Source organism: Vibrio sp. TRT 21S02, assembly GCF_050113675.1.
Taxonomy (GTDB): domain Bacteria; phylum Pseudomonadota; class Gammaproteobacteria; order Enterobacterales; family Vibrionaceae; genus Vibrio.
The window spans coordinates 35,394-54,026 of record NZ_JBNJOI010000009.1 but is presented as its reverse complement, the minus strand read 5'-3'; the positions used below and the strand labels follow the sequence as shown (position 1 = coordinate 54,026).

14 protein-coding genes are annotated in these 18,633 nt (G+C 41.1%); 2 read left to right on the top strand and 12 right to left on the bottom strand.

The window, feature by feature from the left end:
- Positions 1–148: 148 nt before the first annotated feature.
- The 4 genes from ACQEXU_RS13160 to matP all read right to left on the bottom strand — a co-directional run bounded on the left by ACQEXU_RS13160 (position 149) and on the right by matP (position 2,631).
- Positions 149–1,366 (bottom strand): HDOD domain-containing protein, encoded by a 1,218-nt coding sequence (locus ACQEXU_RS13160; protein ID WP_427011156.1) that lies wholly within the window; start codon positions 1,364–1,366, stop codon positions 149–151.
- 63 nt (positions 1,367–1,429) lie between these two features.
- Entirely contained in the window at positions 1,430–1,753 is a 324-nt protein-coding gene (locus ACQEXU_RS13155) for a hypothetical protein (RefSeq protein ID WP_427011155.1), read from the bottom strand.
- A 104-nt stretch (positions 1,754–1,857) separates the two neighbouring features.
- Positions 1,858–2,172, bottom strand: a complete 315-nt coding sequence (locus ACQEXU_RS13150; protein ID WP_427011154.1) for a DUF3634 family protein — start codon at positions 2,170–2,172, stop codon at positions 1,858–1,860.
- Positions 2,173–2,181: 9 nt separating this feature from the next.
- Positions 2,182–2,631, bottom strand: a complete 450-nt coding sequence (gene matP, locus ACQEXU_RS13145) for a macrodomain Ter protein MatP (protein ID WP_367986436.1) — start codon at positions 2,629–2,631, stop codon at positions 2,182–2,184.
- 232 nt (positions 2,632–2,863) lie between these two features.
- Here matP and ACQEXU_RS13140 point away from each other — a divergent pair, with 232 nt between their 5' ends.
- Complete coding sequence (locus ACQEXU_RS13140) at positions 2,864–4,507, top strand: S16 family serine protease (protein ID WP_427011153.1); 1,644 nt, start codon at positions 2,864–2,866, stop codon at positions 4,505–4,507.
- Positions 4,508–4,577: 70 nt separating this feature from the next.
- Positions 4,578–5,096, top strand: a complete 519-nt coding sequence (gene fabA, locus ACQEXU_RS13135; protein WP_367986439.1) for a bifunctional 3-hydroxydecanoyl-ACP dehydratase/trans-2-decenoyl-ACP isomerase — start codon at positions 4,578–4,580, stop codon at positions 5,094–5,096.
- A gap of 138 nt (positions 5,097–5,234) precedes the next feature.
- Here the strand turns inward: fabA and rmf are convergent, their stop codons facing one another.
- The 8 genes from rmf to ACQEXU_RS13095 form a co-directional block, all read right to left on the bottom strand.
- Entirely contained in the window at positions 5,235–5,408 is a 174-nt protein-coding gene (gene rmf, locus ACQEXU_RS13130; protein WP_367986440.1) for a ribosome modulation factor, read from the bottom strand.
- 164 nt (positions 5,409–5,572) lie between these two features.
- On the bottom strand, positions 5,573–7,159 hold the full coding sequence (locus ACQEXU_RS13125; protein ID WP_427011152.1) for a DUF3466 family protein: 1,587 nt from the start codon (positions 7,157–7,159) through the stop codon (positions 5,573–5,575).
- 5 nt (positions 7,160–7,164) lie between these two features.
- Positions 7,165–9,081: an ABC transporter ATP-binding protein gene (locus ACQEXU_RS13120; protein ID WP_427011151.1), complete on the bottom strand. Its 1,917-nt coding sequence runs from the start codon at positions 9,079–9,081 to the stop codon at positions 7,165–7,167.
- The gene (locus ACQEXU_RS13115) at positions 9,059–9,304 is read right to left on the bottom strand and encodes a glutaredoxin family protein (RefSeq protein WP_427011150.1); all 246 of its coding nucleotides are present in this window, start codon (positions 9,302–9,304) and stop codon (positions 9,059–9,061) included. Before ACQEXU_RS13115 ends, ACQEXU_RS13120 begins: the two co-directional genes overlap by 23 nt.
- Before the next feature lie 7 nt (positions 9,305–9,311).
- Positions 9,312–11,438: a bifunctional 23S rRNA (guanine(2069)-N(7))-methyltransferase RlmK/23S rRNA (guanine(2445)-N(2))-methyltransferase RlmL gene (rlmKL, locus tag ACQEXU_RS13110; RefSeq protein WP_427011149.1), complete on the bottom strand. Its 2,127-nt coding sequence runs from the start codon at positions 11,436–11,438 to the stop codon at positions 9,312–9,314.
- A 519-nt stretch (positions 11,439–11,957) separates the two neighbouring features.
- Positions 11,958–12,500, bottom strand: coding sequence for a cell division protein ZapC (locus tag ACQEXU_RS13105; protein WP_427011148.1), 543 nt, complete (start codon positions 12,498–12,500; stop codon positions 11,958–11,960).
- Between the two features lie 170 nt (positions 12,501–12,670).
- Complete coding sequence (gene pyrD / locus ACQEXU_RS13100; RefSeq protein ID WP_367986446.1) at positions 12,671–13,684, bottom strand: quinone-dependent dihydroorotate dehydrogenase; 1,014 nt, start codon at positions 13,682–13,684, stop codon at positions 12,671–12,673.
- Between the two features lie 46 nt (positions 13,685–13,730).
- Positions 13,731–18,572: an NAD-glutamate dehydrogenase gene (locus ACQEXU_RS13095; RefSeq protein WP_427011147.1), complete on the bottom strand. Its 4,842-nt coding sequence runs from the start codon at positions 18,570–18,572 to the stop codon at positions 13,731–13,733.
- Between the last annotated feature and the right edge of the window lie 61 nt (positions 18,573–18,633).

Sequence of the window (18,633 nt, the reverse complement as noted above, 5' to 3'; positions counted from 1 at the left end):
TATAGGCATTTTCTTAACTTTAATTAAGTGTGACAGCGTTAAAAAATGTCTACCAATGGCATAGTGAGTATTTAATCAGTATTTAAACTAATTTCACATAAAACAGAATAATACGCACTTAAATGTGGCTCGTTGTAGTAGCTTTTTGCTACTTAACTAACTCAATTTTTCCAGCACCAACAGCTCGGAGCTTTTTCAAAGACTCTGGTGGCATCAGTACGCTTGCAAACCAAAACGGCTTATGTTTTTCCACAAATGCGTTACTTCTGTCCATTGAGTCATACACTGAATACGCTAATGCTTGCGCCAATGCCTTACCGTGATCACTGCGTTCTTTCACTGGCACATGATCTAAATCTTCAAGCAATGCATTTTTCAAATGGATATTAAATGGTGTCCATTCAATACTTTCAACTACCTTTCTCGTCAGGTTTTCTTCAAGTTTGATGATGACATTTGGTAGAACTTTTAACGTCGGCTTGATTTCCGCACAAGCGTAATATTGTTCACGTTGGTCTTTATTTCTAAAATCCTGCATCTTTTCGATCAAGGCATCTTCAAAAAGCTGTGGAAATTGATTCACGATCGCGAAATAACTAATTGTACGCAAAACACCTAGCGCAATGCCTTGCTCAGAGTTTTTTAATTCAGCGTCCTGTAGCCTTAACTTCGTCACGTTGGCGGTTAAAATCATGTGCTGCCATAGCTTAGGTGCGATGGCTTTCGTTACTTTTTCATGCCAACGCAACAATGGTTTGGCCATTAAGATTGGGAAAAGGACTTTGCAATTATCGATACCTAAAACCCCCAAAGCCACCTTAGGATCAGCTATTCCTCTAACTGACTTTCCAATTCTTGAACAGAATTTAGGATTGTTTACGAGCTCTACAACGTTGTTCTTCAATTGATTATCGTTAGTTATTAAAGTACTTAGTTTTGAGTACGTTAAAGATGGAGAATACGCCATCTCTAGAAAGTAAGAAAAATCAGGGAACTTACCGAATAGCCTTAATACATTAAGTTCCGACAACCTGTTGATCATTAATTCTTCTGTATAGCGTGTCACTTCATCAACTACAGATTGAAAAACCTTTTGACGATCGATCAAAGCTTTCTGCTTTTCTTCTACACGAGCACTCTCACACTCTAGTAATAACCTTTGGTTCTCTGTAACTCTTTCCGCCTCTTTTATAATTACAGTGTCACAAAATTCACTTTGTCGGCTTAACACGCCATCAACATCAGACTGATCAACTATATATTTATGACTTATCAACCACTTAGAATATCTCTCTTTCGTCATTAAAGTGATTTTATCAGCCAACTCATTCGCTTCTTGATTATATGTTTTATTAGTTATTAGCAAGTGCGTTTACTCGGAAAAAAGCCATATTTTAAGGCTAGCACACCGTAGATGTATGGCTAACAATCAACTTGAAATATGTAGATGAATTATTTTTTCGGGATACTCATACTTATAACGTGTTCGCTTATCTATAAACTTCTTTACTTTAGCGCAATATAGACTACTCCCTGTACTAGTAACCTTCACTACATGACCATATTTGTGGCCATATTCCATCTCTATAAAGATGTCACAAAACCCATTTAAGTCTTTATTTTTTAGTTTCTTAAGTGCTGTTGCTTTAAGTTTCTTAGCGACTTCGTTTCGTGTTGCGTCATCACCATTCGCAAGGCCAGTAACAGGGATCAGAAGAAATAAGATGAGTATAAGAAATGTTGGATGTTTCATAGCGCCTCCTATTGTTATTTAGGATAACAGCGCTTGTGCAGCCTTTCTCTAGGAAGAGAGCCTTTTGAGAGCGAGTATATAAATGAATGGAAATGATAAGTTTGTTATCTTGTTTTTACTTTGCCCTGATCCTTTTTAAAACCTTGGTGAGGAAAGACATTTCGAATCCTTTGCTGAACCTTTTTAGGAACAATTTTGGAAAAAACCAATTTCGCGCCATTTCGAGTTTGATAAACTTTAAATTCTCCATCAAAAGGAACGATTTCACCAATCTCTGTAACGTTGTGTTTGAATTTTGGAGGAAAGTGCCCTTTCACTTCTGTTATTGCACCGCCTTTAAACTTAACTTTCAAAACTGGTCGATCTATAGCAACAAGCCAAAAAATAACACCTGCCGCTATCAAAATCACATATAACATACCGTCCCCTTAGTCGGATAAAAGCTTAGACAGATCTTCACGCAGACTACTAACCGTTTTACTCGCTTTTTCACTACGAGACGCTTCAGAAAGCAAGTATTCAATGGCATCAGACAATGTACAACCTAAGTCATTCGCACGTTGCGATAATTTTTCCCAAACACGATAGTCGAGATCAATCGACTTTTTCTTAGTATGAACCTGCTCTGCATTAAAATGGCGTTTACGCTTTGCCCGAATCGCTTGTTTAAGTTTATTATCAAGTTCCGGAGACATGTGATTATCTATCCACTCAAGAACCTTTGTTGGTTCATGTTCTAACTGCCTAAGCAATTGAACTGCAGAATCAATCTCACTCGTGTCTATATGACGAGTAATTTGCTCACCATCTTTCCATTTCTTTACCAGATAGTTCCATTTCCAGCCACATTCTAAGTTCTCGAGTTGTTGATATTTCATGTCTTAAGCAAACTCCATTCATTATGGTGACAGCGTAACCCAAATTGACAAGTGATACAATTATTAGGATCTTTAAAATCAGAGGAAGATCAATACACTCGCCCTACTTTTGCTTTGACCATCTTATCTTATGTCTAATTTGCTTTTTGGGAGTGACTCAAAGGATTCAGGTGTTATTCGTATAACTTTGTATATATAATCTTGCACCTTTATACAAAACTCTACGTTGCTAATGATACAAGAAAGCTGGGAAGCCGTTACTCCGCAGTACACACACTTTAATGAAATAATAGAAGATGTCATTGGCATCACTCCCTCTTCCTTCATTAACGTTCAACCTCGCTTAAATGAAGCATTAAACTGTTTTGTATCATTACAAGGGTTTAACAAGCTCCTCGTTGTAAATGGTCCAGATAATTCGGTTTATCGTCAACTAATTGCCAACACGATAACTCATAAAACGAAACTTAGCGCAATTGCTACTGATTCGATTGACGAAAAAGTGCTTTTAGGCAGCTACCGAGCCGACAGTAAGGGTGAAATTGAATTTTTCAATCCAGGGTTTCTGCAATCGGAAGAAAATAGTTATGTCGTTATTTCTGCAAATTTGTTACTCGCAAACCCTACTTGTTGGCTACAGCTCAAAAGCGCATTGCTTGGCCAAACAATCAGTCCATTAAACTTAGATCTAAAGAAACCAATAACAACTTCATTAGACTATCACTTTAAAGGCAAAATCATTGTTCTTGGAGATCGCGATCAGCTGTCTGAGTTAGAGTATTTAGAGTCTGAGCTACACACTGGTTTGTCACTGTTTAGTGAAATTGAAACTGAAATTGCTCTAAATAATCGTACCATAAGTTCATACCTTGCCTTCTTAAACTGGTTAACCAAGTACTACAACTTACCTAGCCTATCTTCTGAAGCAATTCACCGTTTGATGATCGCTGGTGCTAGACACACCGAAGATCAAAACTATATGCCATTGGACATCCTTTGGTACCGAGCTCTTTTCGAAGAAGCCAGAGTCGTCTGCAGTAGTGACAAGTTGGATTTCCATACATTGGATAAAGCAATAGACCAACGTTACTACAGAGAGTCCTACCTTCCAGAACGTGCTCTTTCTGATATTTTTGATGGTCAAGTTGTTATCGAAACTGAGGGGGAATGTGTTGGCCAAGTGAATGGGTTGACGGTTATAGATTTACCTGGGCACCCTCTTTCTTATGGTGAGCCAGCTCGTATCTCTTGCGTTATCCACTTTGGAGATGGCGATATCTCCGACGTTGAGCGTAAAGCTGAATTAGGCGGAAACTTGCACGCCAAAGGTATGATGATCATGCAAGCTTTTGTAAGTTCTGCGCTTAATTTGGATGAACCTTTACCTTATTCAGCATCCGTTGTTTTTGAACAATCCTACTGCGAAGTTGATGGAGACAGTGCATCACTTGCAGAGCTTTGCTCTTTTGTAAGTGCACTATCTGAGTATCCAATTAATCAGCAAATTGCCGTTACTGGTGCTGTTGACCAATTTGGTCGAGTGCAAGCTGTTGGCGGCTTAAATGAGAAGATTGAAGGTTTTTATCATGTCTGTAAACACCAAGGCTTTACCGGCAATCAAGGAGTTATTCTGCCGAACTCAAACTTGAAGAACCTTGCATTGCATAAAGATGTTGCTGAAAGCATCAAAAAAGGCGAGTTTCATATCTGGTCAGTTTCAAATGTGGATGAAGCAATACCAATCATAATGGATAAACCTTTCCGTGGTGATGACGAGAGCAGCGTCATCGCTAAAATTGCACAACGTATTGAAAACTTTGCAGCTCATGAGCAACCACAAGGAATTGTGGACCGTATCAAAAACTGGTTTGTTTAGTACTGATCGGAGTTGTTTAGCGTACACGTGTTCACTAACATGCTGCTATCAAAAATTGGAGTCATTGATAATGCAAAACAAACGTGAATCATATAACCGTGAAGATCTTCTAGCTTCAAGCCAAGGTGAGTTATTTGGCCCGGGTTATCCTCAATTACCAGCACCAAATATGCTGATGATGGATCGCATCTCTAAGATGTCTGAAACTGAAGGTGACTACGGTAAAGGTCTTATTCTTGCTGAGCTAGATATTACACCTGATTTATGGTTCTTTGACTGCCACTTCCCTGGTGACCCAGTAATGCCGGGTTGTTTAGGCCTTGATGCAATGTGGCAATTGGTTGGATTCTTCCTTGGTTGGGTTGGCGGCAAAGGCAAAGGTCGTGCGCTAGGTGTTGGTGAAGTGAAATTTACTGGCCAAATCCTACCAACAGCGAAAAAAGTTACCTATGAAATTCACATGAAACGTGTTGTTAACCGTAAGCTAGTAATGGGATTAGCTGATGGTCGCGTTCTAGTGGATGGTAAAGAGATTTACGTAGCAAAAGACCTAAAAGTTGGTCTGTTCCAAGACACTTCTGCGTTTTAATACAAGTTTTAATGATAAAGCGACTCAATAGAGTCGCTTTTTTGTACGCGATAGATTTAGTTATAGTGCATTAAGATTTAAAATGTGAGCCCCTTTCGGGGCTCGGTATTCCTTCTAGTGTATGTGGAGAGTGTCGTTTTATTTGTAGAGACCCATATGTTTGTCTTCTCTGGCATCACGCCAACCGCCTAGCCAATAGGATCGAGCATCCATCTGTTGATACGGGCAAGTTTCCATGGACCGGCCATTCAGACCTGCTTTGTATCCTTGAGATTGAGCTCTTTCCAAGCGGTCACGCTTTTGTCTCTTCATAGTGTCGTCCTCATACATATATTGTGTCTAACGTACTACTATTAAATTTTTATGGAGATTTAATGACTCCACCTTTAAGAATCGATCAAATGGCTCCCTTTCTCAAGGCATAAAAAAAGCGCAGACCCATTTTTGTGAGCCTGCGCCATAGAATGAAATTTAACCTATTTTCTACGGAACCCAATAAAACCAAGAACACTTAAGAGCAATAAACTAATGGTTCCGCCCTTACGTTCTACAGTTTCTTGAGTAATTCCACGAGGTTGAATATCGGAAGATGCAGCACCTGTGATTGGGGTTAATTTCACAGCAACAACAGATTCTGTTCCCGCACAACGCGAGTCAATATTTGTTGTTTCATAACCACCAGCACATTTATATGCAGTACCTGAAATCACACCAGCATCGTTGATGTCTGTGGCATCAATAATACGGTACTGGTTGTTGGTTGATGAAGCAACGCCATCATTGGTCAAGTCATCTAAATACCATGCACGTGACTGTAAGCGACTCATTCGAGAATCATCCGTGCTGCTAGCATTTAACGGAGCAATAAAGCCTCGGTGAGCCCGTGGCTTACCATTCACTTCACGGTGATCTTCGAAATCAATCTGGCCAACGACTTCATTGAAGTTGTTGATCGCTCCAGCCTTCCCATTTGCTCCTGTAAAGAAGATTGGGCCTGAAAATGAGCGATAAACTGGAGAAGTTAAGCTTGTAACGTAGAATAAGCCATTCGCGTAAGCACCATTTTGTGCTTCTCTTAACTTAGCAGTACCAATTGCAACATTGTTGTCGTTTACTGAGCTCAATACAGAATTCAAATATTTGTCGGTTTCGTATGGGTACCCTGTAACAAATTTATTGGTCCAAGTAGCCCCAGAGTTTGTAGATTTAAATACAGATGCAAAAAAACGCTCGTCACTATCCGTGTTGTAACCAACGGCATACACATTTGTACCATCAGACATTAAGTCTCGTGCACTGCCTTGTGGTCGAACAGAATCACGGGCTTCTGCGCCTTGTTGCCACGAAATTTCCTTTGCGACGCCATCTACCCAAACCGTAGCTTTCGAGGTTACTTCAGTCTCAGAAGTCTTATGTTTACGAGAAACACTGCCTGTAATAAAAGATTTGCCTGAAACATCCAATTCAGCCCATACATGAGAAGCTTCTGCACCCGATGGTAGCAATTCTCTAGCACTATAGGTTCCTTCAACAAAACCTACATTTCTATTGGTGTTATCACGGCGGTTACCGATCGCATTGCCCGCACTGTCCAATGCATTCACTGCTGTGTTTTCTGGGTAAATCTCACTTTGCGACGGGCTAACGAAAGCAAGAGAATTATTATAGTTACCACTTTCTTCATAAGAGTAACCGTCCCATTGCTTATCAGCCCAACTGTCACACAAAGAATCTGAATATCCTAAGAATGAACGACAGTAGTTTCTGAAGCCATCCCTGTTATCATTAAGATAATCGAAACCAAAAGGCATGAAGAAAGGCGCTTCATCGCGATAGTTGTATCCTTCTTCTTTCTTTTTTGTTTCTGCAGCGATTTCATAATTACCACACGTACCGTTCCAACAATCCTCAGAACCTGAAGACGCCTGAACTGCAACGCCATATGTGCTTACTGATGCACCTTCTGGAGCAAAATCTTCAACTTGATAAATAGCAGCATTTGCACTTAATGCAGAGAAAACCGTTGCTGCGATTGTCGATACTTTAAATAATTGACTACTCATTGTTCTTAACTTTCCTGTTGCATTGCTTCAAGCTCTTCCCAGCGCTCGAAAGCAATTTCAAGTTCCTGCTCTAGCGCAGTTAACTTATCTAAAACGGGTTGTGTGTGCTCAACAGACTGACTAAAGAAATCGGAACTGTTTACCTGCTCTTGCAGTGTTTCAATTTCTACTTCCAGCTGTTCTAATTTAGCTGGCAGGACCTCAAGTTCACGCTGTAGTTTATAAGACAACTTCTTAGGTTTTGTCTTCTGAGATACAGTTTTGGGAGTTTCCTCAACCACTTTCGTCTTTGAGACAACTTTTTCTGCCTCACGAGACTTAATCACTTGCTCACGTTGTTGCTGAGCATCATGATACCCACCAACAAATTCCTCGACTTTGCCTTCACCTTCAAAAATCCAGCTTGTCATTACGGTATTATCGACAAACTGACGATCGTGGCTAACCAATAGCAATGTGCCTTGGTAATTGGCAAGCAAATCTTCTAAAAGTTCCAATGTTTCGATGTCTAAATCATTGGTCGGTTCATCGAGAACTAACAAGTTGTTAGATTTTAAAAAGATCCGAGCAAGAAGAAGACGGTTTTTTTCACCACCAGAAAGCGCTTTGACTGGCGTACGCGCGCGTTTTGGTGCGAATAAGAAGTCTTGCAAGTAGCTCAAAGCATGACGCTGGCGCCCACCGACCATAACTTCTTGCTTACCATCAGCTAGGTTATCAATCACCGACTTTTCTGGATCTAGCACTTCACGATATTGGTCGAAATAAGCAACTTCTATCTTTGTACCGCAATGTAACTTACCGGAATCCGGTTGTAGTTCTCCAAGCATTAGTCTTAGCAGTGTGCTTTTACCACAACCATTGGCACCAATTAAGGCAATACGGTCGCCTCGCTGAACGTTAAACGAAAAATCTGAAATAATTGACTTACCATCGATAGAATAACTCACGTTCTCAGCTTCAAAGACGATCTTGCCTGAACGGGCGGCATCATCAATTTGGATATTTGCTTTGCCCTGAACCTCACGACGGTTCTGGCGCTCTTCTCGAAGCTTTTTAAGAGCCCTAACACGACCTTCATTACGAGTGCGACGCGCTTTGATCCCTTGACGGATCCAAACTTCTTCTTGTGCTAACTTCTTATCGAACTCTGCATTTTGCATTTCTTCGACACGTAACATCTCTTCCTTTTCAACTAAGTAATTTTCATAGTTCCCTGGAAAAGATGCCAATTCCCCACGATCTAAATCCACAATACGTGTGGCCATTGATTTAATAAACGCACGGTCGTGAGAAATAAAGATAATCGAACCACGGAAATCTTTTAAAAAGCCTTCTAGCCACTCGATGGTTGTAACATCAAGGTGGTTCGTTGGTTCATCCAGCAATAAAACATCAGGGTCTCGTGCTAATGCTCGGGCTAAAGCCGCTTTTCTTTGCCATCCACCGGATAGATCGGTAAGTTTGGGGTGACCGTCCAGTTTCAATGCGGTTAAAACATTTTTGATCCGATCTTCAAATCGCCATGCACCAGAATGCTCAAGCTTTTCCTGAGTACGAGCAAGCTTGTTGATATTTTGTTCTGATGGCTCATTAGCAACTAAATCAAGCAGATCTTGGTAGATCTTCAGCTGTTCGCCTACTTCCGCAAGTCCACCAGCAACATAATCATAAACCGTTCCATCTTCATTTCGTGGAGGATCTTGCTCCAATCGAGACACAACTACGTCTTGGGTAACCGTTAATTTGCCATCATCTAACAAAACCTCGCCAGCTAACACTTTCATCAGTGTTGATTTGCCAGCGCCATTTCGTCCTACGAGACAAACACGTTCGTTCTCTTGCAGTGCAAAATCTGCATTGTCCAACAACGGATGATCACCGAACGCAAGTAATCCATTATTTATGGTAAGTAATGCCATTTTCTTCTAACCATTTCTGCAATTCTTCAAGGTCAAACGGCCAATTTAACTCAGAACCGTTAGTATTTAACACGGGAATCGTGACGCCGTAACGAGAAAACAATGTGTCATCATGTGCAATATCAACGATTTCAATAAGTTCAGCGATTCCTGCTTGCTTCGTCAACTCATATGCATTTTCACACAGATGGCATCCTTCAGTACTGTATAGCTTGATAGACACGTTAAATTTACCCTTCTATATGGCTCACTAACCAGCAATTGTGGATGTGTTTATTACGCGAAAAGTCTAACGGTAGCGTTTGACTGGAAATATTCTGGGCATGCAATCCCAACTGCTGAAGCTGTTCAAAATCCATCTTAAAATGACGTTTGTTGTTCGAAAAAACAATTGTCCCATTTGGACGCAACAAACGCTTTAGATTCGTCATGAGCTGGATATGATCTCTTTGAACATCAAAACTCTGCTCCATACGCTTTGAGTTAGAAAACGTTGGCGGATCGATAAAAATAAGGTCGTAAGTTCCTTTCTCATTTTCAAGCCATTGTAAACAATCGGCCTGTACATACTGATGTTGGCGACCAACTTGGCCATTGAGCTTCATGTTCTCTTTCGCCCAGTCTAAATAAGTCTTAGACATATCAACCGTCGTTGTTGATTTAGCACCGCCACACGCAGCATGTACTGTGGCAGATCCGGTATAAGCAAAGAGATTAAGAAAATCTTTTCCGTGTGCCATTTCACCAAGTTTACGACGTGTGATCTTGTGATCTAAAAACAGCCCCGTATCCAGATAGTCGTGCAAATTAACGGTAAGGTTTACACCATATTCATTCACAACTAGTGTTTCTGATTGTTGTGATAGCTTTTGGTATTGAGAGCGACCCTTTTGCTTCTCTCGAACTTTTAAAACCACTTTATTCGCTTCAGTGCCTGTCACTTGAATTGCAGCACGAATAATATCAGTTAGGCGTCTCTTCGCTTTTTCTTCAGGGATGTTTTTAGGTGCTGCATATTCCTGAATTACCAAATGGTCTTGATAGATATCTATCGCAACATTGTATTCAGGTAAGTCTGCGTCATAAATTCGGTAGCAATCGAGCTCTTCTTTGCGCGCCCATTTGCCAATCTTACCGATATTCTTTTTCAATCGATTAGAAAAGTCTGGTGCAATTACAGATTCGGTGACAACGTCACTTTTTGATTCTATTGATCGTTCAGAAATACTGTAGTTTTTTTGGTGACACGGTAACGCACCGTTATTTAATTTGAACTGCTTATCTGCCCTCATTCTTAAACAACTAAGCAATTCATCAGAACTTGAGAAGATCGACGCTTGGCAGCCCCCAAATTCAGCTTTTAATTGAGCGCCAAACGCTGTGTATAAAGCGATAAGCCCGGGATGTGTTCCTAAACGTTCGCCGTATGGAGGATTACATACGATAACTCCAGAGTTAAACTCTTTTGGCTTAGCCACTTTTGCTGCATCGCCAAGTTGAAATTCAATTAAGGTTTCAACACCAGCTCTACGCGCATTATCTTTCGCTGTTTGCAAAACTCGTTCATCGTTATCAAAACCAAAGAACTTAGCGTCAACTTTTTTGACACCCTTTCGTGCCTGCACAGCAGCTTCAGATTTGATTTCAGCCCATGTTTCTGGCTCAAAATCTTCGAGAGCTTCAAAGCCCCATTTCTTGCGATTAACGCCAGGAGCCATGTTTGCAGCCATCATTGCTGCTTCAATCAGTAATGTTCCTGAACCACACATTGGGTCGAGTAATGATTTACTAAAGTCCCAACCAGAACGCAGGATTATTGCTGCTGCAAGTGTTTCTCTTAGTGGAGCTTTGCCTGATGCTGGGCGGTAACCACGTTGATGTAAGCCTCCACCCACCATATCAATACCAAGCAGCGCTTTATCTTTATGTAATCTAACGTGAATTCGAAGATCTGCATGATCTTTGCTGATCGTCGGCCTAGGTAGATTCTTTTTGTTATAACAATCAACTATTGCATCTTTTACTTTCATAGCCCCGTATTGGCTATTCCGAATCTCGCGGTTCGTTCCGTTGAAATCCACAACAAATTTCTTTGAGCTATGGAAGTGATTCACCCAGTTGACTGCTGATGTCGCCAAGTAAAGATCCATGTCATCTTGACATGTAAATTCAGACAAGATTCGAACAAAACGAGACGCCAAACGACTCCATAAACAACAGCGATAAACCTGTTCATTTGTAGCTTTGAACTTCACCCCTGCCTGCACAGGTTTAGCATTTGAAATTCCCAACGAAGTGAGTTCTTCAACTAATAGATTTTCCAGACCGTTTGAAGTCACCGCAAGATATTGATGCATAGCGTTCTTATTTAGATAAAAAATGACCCCGCATTATACCTGACAAACATAAATATCGTTACCGAAAGTCTGAAAATCTCGAAAAACACTCATTCAACTGCTCATCAATTCAACAGCTTTTTGAAAACAACCAACAAAGTTCATTTTTTGGTCTTCAAGAGTAATCACAACCTTTTTCCTAAACTCCTGGAGAAAGTGAATACTTATTTACCTTGAAATTGGTCTATACCAACGGACTAATTTGGATGTAAGTTAATTACAGAAACACCTGAATAGAGGAATTTTGGATAAATTAGAAGATAAAATGAACAGCAAATGAAGCAAATGTTTCTGCTTTAGACTTTAGATAATTGAATCTATCTCACATATGAAACACTAGGTCTCCAGCGAATTGGTTTGATAAGTGAGTAAACAACTCCCCCAAGATGGAAAGTTTATAAAGCAAAAAAAAGTCGGCGCTAAGGCCGACTGGGAAATGAAATGAAACAAAGGAACGATTGTTCATTTAAAGGGAACTGTTTACCCGACGAGAGCCATCGGGCTTGCTATAAAATCCTGATTTGCGATAACCATGCGATCATGCATGACTTTAATTGCTTCACCAAAAACCAATTCTTTTGCGCTGCTGAGCACAAAAGTGTCCAAATTAATTGACGCACAAAGACTCGCACTCTCTCCTACTTCCAATACTAAGAAGTAGCCACCACCATAGGAATTGCTTAAATAAATGAAATCCCCTTCTTGTGGAACGGCACCATCTGAAATGCAATCAAAAAACCAGCTCTTAGGTTGGACAGGCTTATGAAAGCGTTTAGCTGCGACACAATACAACGCCAACTCTGCCTGACGAGGCTCACTAATATCTAATAGAGCAATTTGCTCTTTGTATACTTCGAAAGCAGCTGCATCATCAACAGAGAATTCGTTAATGCCGATCGCACAATCGACTATCAATTTTCTGGAAAGGTTAGTTTTGAAGACCATGTCATTGCCCAGGTCCAGCATCAAGTGGCCTTCCCTGTCTTCGTAATACCATGTCCATCGTTCACTGGGTTTAAGCATAATTCCAATATCCTGATTGTGCGTTATAAGGTTGAAACGCTTAATTACCTTTCCAAATGTACTGAAGATTCTATTGGTGAATTAATAAAAAAAAAGAGGAAATGATTACTCATTTCCTCTCGAAAATACTTAGATTTTAATAGTTACGCCAGTGTGACGGCGTCACCAATTTAATTTAGGTTTTTGACGATATCACGTACTAGACCAGGACCATGGTAAATAAAGCCAGAGTACACTTGCACAAGTTTTGCACCCGCAAGCAGTTTCTCTTTTGCAGACACAAATGAATCTACCCCACCTACACCAATGATAGGTAACTTATCACCCAATTCCTCATGAAGTTTACGCACAACTTCGGTGCTGCGAGACTGTACTGGTCGTCCACTTAAACCACCAGCTTCTGAAGCATGCTTCATACCTTCGACCATTGTGCGATCTAATGTTGTATTTGTTGCGATCACACCATCAATGTTGTTTTTGATCAAAGACTCACAAATCTGACTAATTTCATCATCACTAAGATCCGGCGCGATCTTTAATGCAAGTGGAACATATTTATCGTGTTTCTCGGCTAATTCCGCTTGTTTCTCTTTTAGCGCAGATAGAAGTTCATCTAAAGCTTCACCATACTGTAGTGAACGTAATCCAGGAGTATTGGGTGAAGAAATATTCACTGCAATATAACCGGCATACTCGTACACTTTTTCCATGCAGATTAAATAATCTTCAGCGCCCTTTTCTATTGGAGTATCTTTATTCTTGCCAATGTTAATGCCAAGTACGCAATCAAACTTAGCTTTCTTAACATTCTCAATCAGGTTATCTACACCAAGGTTGTTAAAACCCATGCGATTAATAATTCCTTCCGCTTCAACAAGGCGGAACAAACGTGGTTTATCATTTCCTGATTGAGGACGTGGTGTTACAGTCCCGACTTCAACGAAGCCAAACCCCATCGCATCAAATGCTTCAATACATTCGCCGTTTTTATCCAAACCCGCAGCAAGCCCTACAGGGTTACGAAATGTAATGCCCATACATTCGACTGGTCGATTTGGTAGTTGTTGACGGTAGAAAATATCAAGAGGTGTGCCGGTAAAGCGTTTGAAGTTTTGAATTGCTAGATCATGTGCCTTTTCGGCATCAAGTTGGAAAAAGCCAGTTCTGGCTAAGCGGTAAAGCATTGTGCCTCCGAAAGAAAAAAGCCCCGTATAAACGGGGCCTTATTATTTACTCATTTGAGGAACAATTCAAATTTAATAGCATTAATTCACGTAATGCGACTGAGAATTTTGCAAATTCATGGACGGAACCCACTTTAAATTCATTAAGAATATTTTCCCAACGATGAAGTGAGAGTTCGTTATTCGAGATCCATTGCTCCAGTTCTTTCATCACATCAAGATCTTCTGCCGAGCAACTGCAGCTTAACACCTGACCTGTCAATTGACGCTGTTGCCAATCTAAATCTTCTCTAAAGGCCGCTCTTGCCAATGCCTGCCAATGGTTATCAACGGCTTGAGTATTGATTTGTTTTAGGAACCAATGCAGGGACAATCGATCACCAAGATTGTAGTAGAGTTTTGCACTCTGCTCGATGGACTTGCCTTTTTCACGAGATACTGTAGATATATCCAGTACTGAATACAGACTTGATAGACGAGCCACATAACTCGCAATATTGGCACTGATACCTTTCTCAATCCATGCTTTAGCCATGTCATTGTGCTCCTCTACTTCAGCAGGAACTAACATGTCATCCAGTTTGTCAGTAATGGCATGAACATCAGATTGGTACAACTCAATTAACTCCCTGACACTTTGCTTACCAGTTCGGTTACGCAACAACCAACGAGAAAGTCTTCTCAAAGTGCGTCGAACATAAAACATCATATCGTACTGCGCTGAGGTTTCCGCGTCGTTATCTAATTCACGGACCTGCTCCAATATTCGCCCTAACCCATATATTTCACGGGATGCCGCATACGCATTGGCGATATCAACAACATTTGCTCCTGTCTCTTCTTGAAGCCGAGTAACAAAGTTGCAGCCCATTTCATTAACCATTTGGTTTGCTAGCGCAGTAGCAATGATCTCTGAACGCAATGGATGTTCTTGCATATGAACAGAATAGTTACGGCGTAACTCGGTTGGGAAGTAATTAATGAGTTGCTGACCGTGATATTCATCATTTGCGATGTCATCGTGGACTAGCTCCTCTTTCAATACCATCTTACCGTATGCAACCAGTACAGAAAGTTCAGGTCTTGTTAAAGCAAAGCCTTGTTTTTCGCGTTCAAGAAGCGTTTCATCATCAGGAATATACTCCAATGCACGATCAAGATGCCCTGCTTTCTCCATTGTATGGATAAAGCGGATTTGTTCCTTAACTAAAGAAACCCCTTGTTGTTCAGTGACTGAAATTGACTCTGATTGGCAGTACGCATCATCTAGAACGATTTCACCCACTTCATCTTCCATTGATTCCAGTATCTGGTTACGCTGTTTAACGGTGAGATCACCATGCGCAACTAAGGTATTCAGGAAGATCTTAATATTCACTTCATTATCTGAGCAATCTACACCACCCACATTATCGACAAAGTCGGTATTTACTCGGCCACCAGTCAACGCGTATTCAATACGCCCAAGCTGAGTCATACCCAAGTTACCACCTTCGCCAACAACCTTGGCTTTTAGCTCTTTTCCGTCAATACGAAGGACATCGTTCGCACGATCCCCTACATCGGTGTGAGTTTCAGTGGAAGCTTTAACGTATGTACCGATACCACCATTCCAAAGAAGATCGACCTCCATTTTTAAGATCATTTTAATAAGATCATTTGGAGCTAACGACGCCTTCTTCGTACCGATCATTTTCTGAATTTCTGGAGTCAAACTGATCGACTTCGCTCTACGAGAAAATACGCCACCACCTTTTGAAATCAATTCTTGGTTGTAATCTTCCCAGCTCGAACGTGGCAAGTTAAACAAGCGGTTACGCTCTTCCCAACCTTTAGCAGAATCTGGATTTGGATCGATGAAAATATGTAAATGGTTAAACGCAGCTTGCAATCGAATATGTTTCGACAACAGCATTCCGTTACCAAACACATCACCGGCCATGTCTCCGACACCTACCGCAGTAAAGTCCGTTGTTTGGCAGTTAATTCCCATTTCTCTGAAATGGCGTTTAACGGACTCCCAACCACCTTTTGCCGTGATGCCCATGGCTTTATGGTCATAACCATTTGAGCCACCAGAGGCAAATGCATCTCCTAGCCAGAAATTGTATTCTTCCGACACAGAGTTAGCGAGATCAGAAAACGTTGCGGTTCCTTTATCCGCCGCCACCACGAGGTATGGATCATCTTCATCATGACGAACAACATTTTTAGGAGGGATCACTTCGCCTTCAATGATGTTGTCTGACACATCAAGCAATGCGCGGATAAAGCGCTTGTAGCAGCGTTGTCCTTCAGCAAAAATCTCATCTCGGGATGTCAGCATGTGTTGGCGTTTGCAGACAAAGCCCCCTTTAGCACCAACCGGGACAATAACCGTATTCTTAACTTGCTGTGCTTTCACCAGCCCGAGGATTTCTGTACGGAAATCTTCTTGGCGATCAGACCAACGCAAGCCACCACGAGCAACTTTACCACCACGTAAATGCACACCTTCAATATCTGGAGCATAAACGAAGATCTCAAATGCAGGCACTGGTTGAGGAATTTCAGGAATGTCACTTGGCTTCATTTTCAATGCCAACCAAGGCTTATTCTGTTTATTCGTGTCGAGCTGATAATAGTTGGTACGTAATGTCGCCGTAATCATTTCCATGTAACGGCGAATGATCCGGTCATCATCAAGACTTTCTACATGATCAAGCTGTTCCATCATTTTCTTGATCAGGTCTTTTTGTCCTTTCTCACTTCCTTTGTGTTTCGGATCAAAACGCTTAACGAAAAGATCCACCAACCCTTTAGCAAGATCAGGATAATGACTTAAGGTTTCCTCGATATAATGTTGACTAAACGGGAAACCAACTTGGCGCATGTAGCGAGCATAAGCTCGAAGAATCGAGATCTCTCTTCCTGTAAGTGATGCACCTAGCACCAAGCGGTTAAATCCATCGCTCTCAAGCTCACCAGCCCAAATAGCAGCAAAAGCTTGTTGGAAACGATCGCGAGCTTCACGTAGATCAACACTCTTATCGCTCTTATGAAGCATAGAAAAATCTAGGATCCAATAAATCTGTCCATTCGCACTTCTTACTTCATAAGGTGATTCACCAATCACTCGAAGACCTAAATTCTCCAACATCGGCATGACATCAGATAAATGGATAGGTTCGTCGCGATGATAGAGTTTCAATCGGACGGCTTTGGAATCACTACCCAACTCCTGCGGACGATAGAACAACATGCCCAATTTGTTGTCATCGCTTAGTGACTCAAGTCGTTCAATGTCGGCAACCGCCGATCCCGGCATCACATCTTCTTTATACGATCGGGGGAAAGCACGCATATAATCTTTCGATAGCGGTAATCCTTTGCTTTCACCAAAGTTCGCAATGATCGCTTCTTTCAAACGATCATCCCATGTAGAAGATGCTTCCATTAAGTTTTGCTCAATTGTTTTTACGTCGATATCCATGTTGTTATTATCGACACGGACGATGTAATGCGTTCTAGCTAAAGGACTTTCAGAAAAATATGTGGTGAACTCAACTTCTTGTTCACAACCAAAATACTGCTGCAAAATACGCTGAGTCTGACGTCGTAATTCGGTGTTGTAACGATCTTTGGTGACATAAACCATGCAGCTAAAGAAACGACCAAACGGATCTTTTCGTACGAACAAACGAAGCAAGTCACGATCCTGCATCTGAACGACACCCATGCCGACTTCTAGCAGCTCTTCTTCTTTTGCTTGCAGCAGTTCGTCCCTTGGATAGTTTTCTAAGATATTGTGTAACGCTTTATAAGAATATGAACCTTCACGATAACCACTCGCTTCAAGAATTCGCCCTACTTTTTCACGTATCAGCGGAATACCGGACACACTTTGGTTATATACCGCAGACGTGTATAAACCAGTGAATCGATGTTCCCCAACCACTTTACCGTTCTTATCAAACTTTTTAATTCCGATATAATCGGTATACGCTGGACGATGAATGCGACTCGGTGTATTGCCTTTAGTCACAATAAGTAAGAATGGCTTTTTCGCTTCAAGTCTGGCTGAGTCAGGGAAATTTGAAAGTTTAACGCTACGAACACGATGTTCATTCGCGAAAAGACCTAGCCCTTTCTCTTTGGTTGGGCGCAATTCGGTGTCACCATCAACCGTAACCAAGTCATATTCTTTGTAACCCATAAAGGTAAAGTTGTGATTCCCTAGCCAACGTAAAAACTGGATAGTTTCATCCCAACGATCTCGCTCAATATCAAACTTACCTTGTTTCGATTCAACTTGGTTCGTTACTTCTTCCAGTTTTTCAACCATCAGCAGCCAATCTTGAACGACAAGGCCCGTATCAAGCAAAATGGATAACAGCTCTTCTTTCAGAGAAGCCATTTCTGATTTATCCGTTAAGCGATCCACTTCTACGTGGAATAAGGACTGCATTACACCAGTACCATTATTCAGGTTGATGATCTCTCCCTGCTTTGAACGCTCAACTTGTGTTGGACCATGCAACATTAAGTGAGAGTCTAATCCAAGGCGGCTTAATGCCATTTTGGTTGAGTCAACAAGGAACGGGCTGTCAGGTACGACGATTTCAACGATAGTATGAGTCGATTGCCAACCTTGACGACTGACTGATGGGTTAAATACTCGAACGGAAATATCTTCCGGTTTTTTTTCATTTATATGATGCCAAAGACTAACAACGGCACCATACAAATCAGATTCATTTCTTTCCACAAGATCATCTTGAGAAATATTGCTGAAAAGATGCTGAGCAAGTTGAGTGACTAAAGGCTGATGAGCAAGCTCGAGTTTGTCTTGAATAAGCTTATATACTTTTTCAAGCAGAACCGGCATCAGTGTTTCACGCGCGGTCATAATCACACTCCACAATTAGAATTGTATGTTTTTGTTGGGGATGTTGTAAGCATAGTGCTTA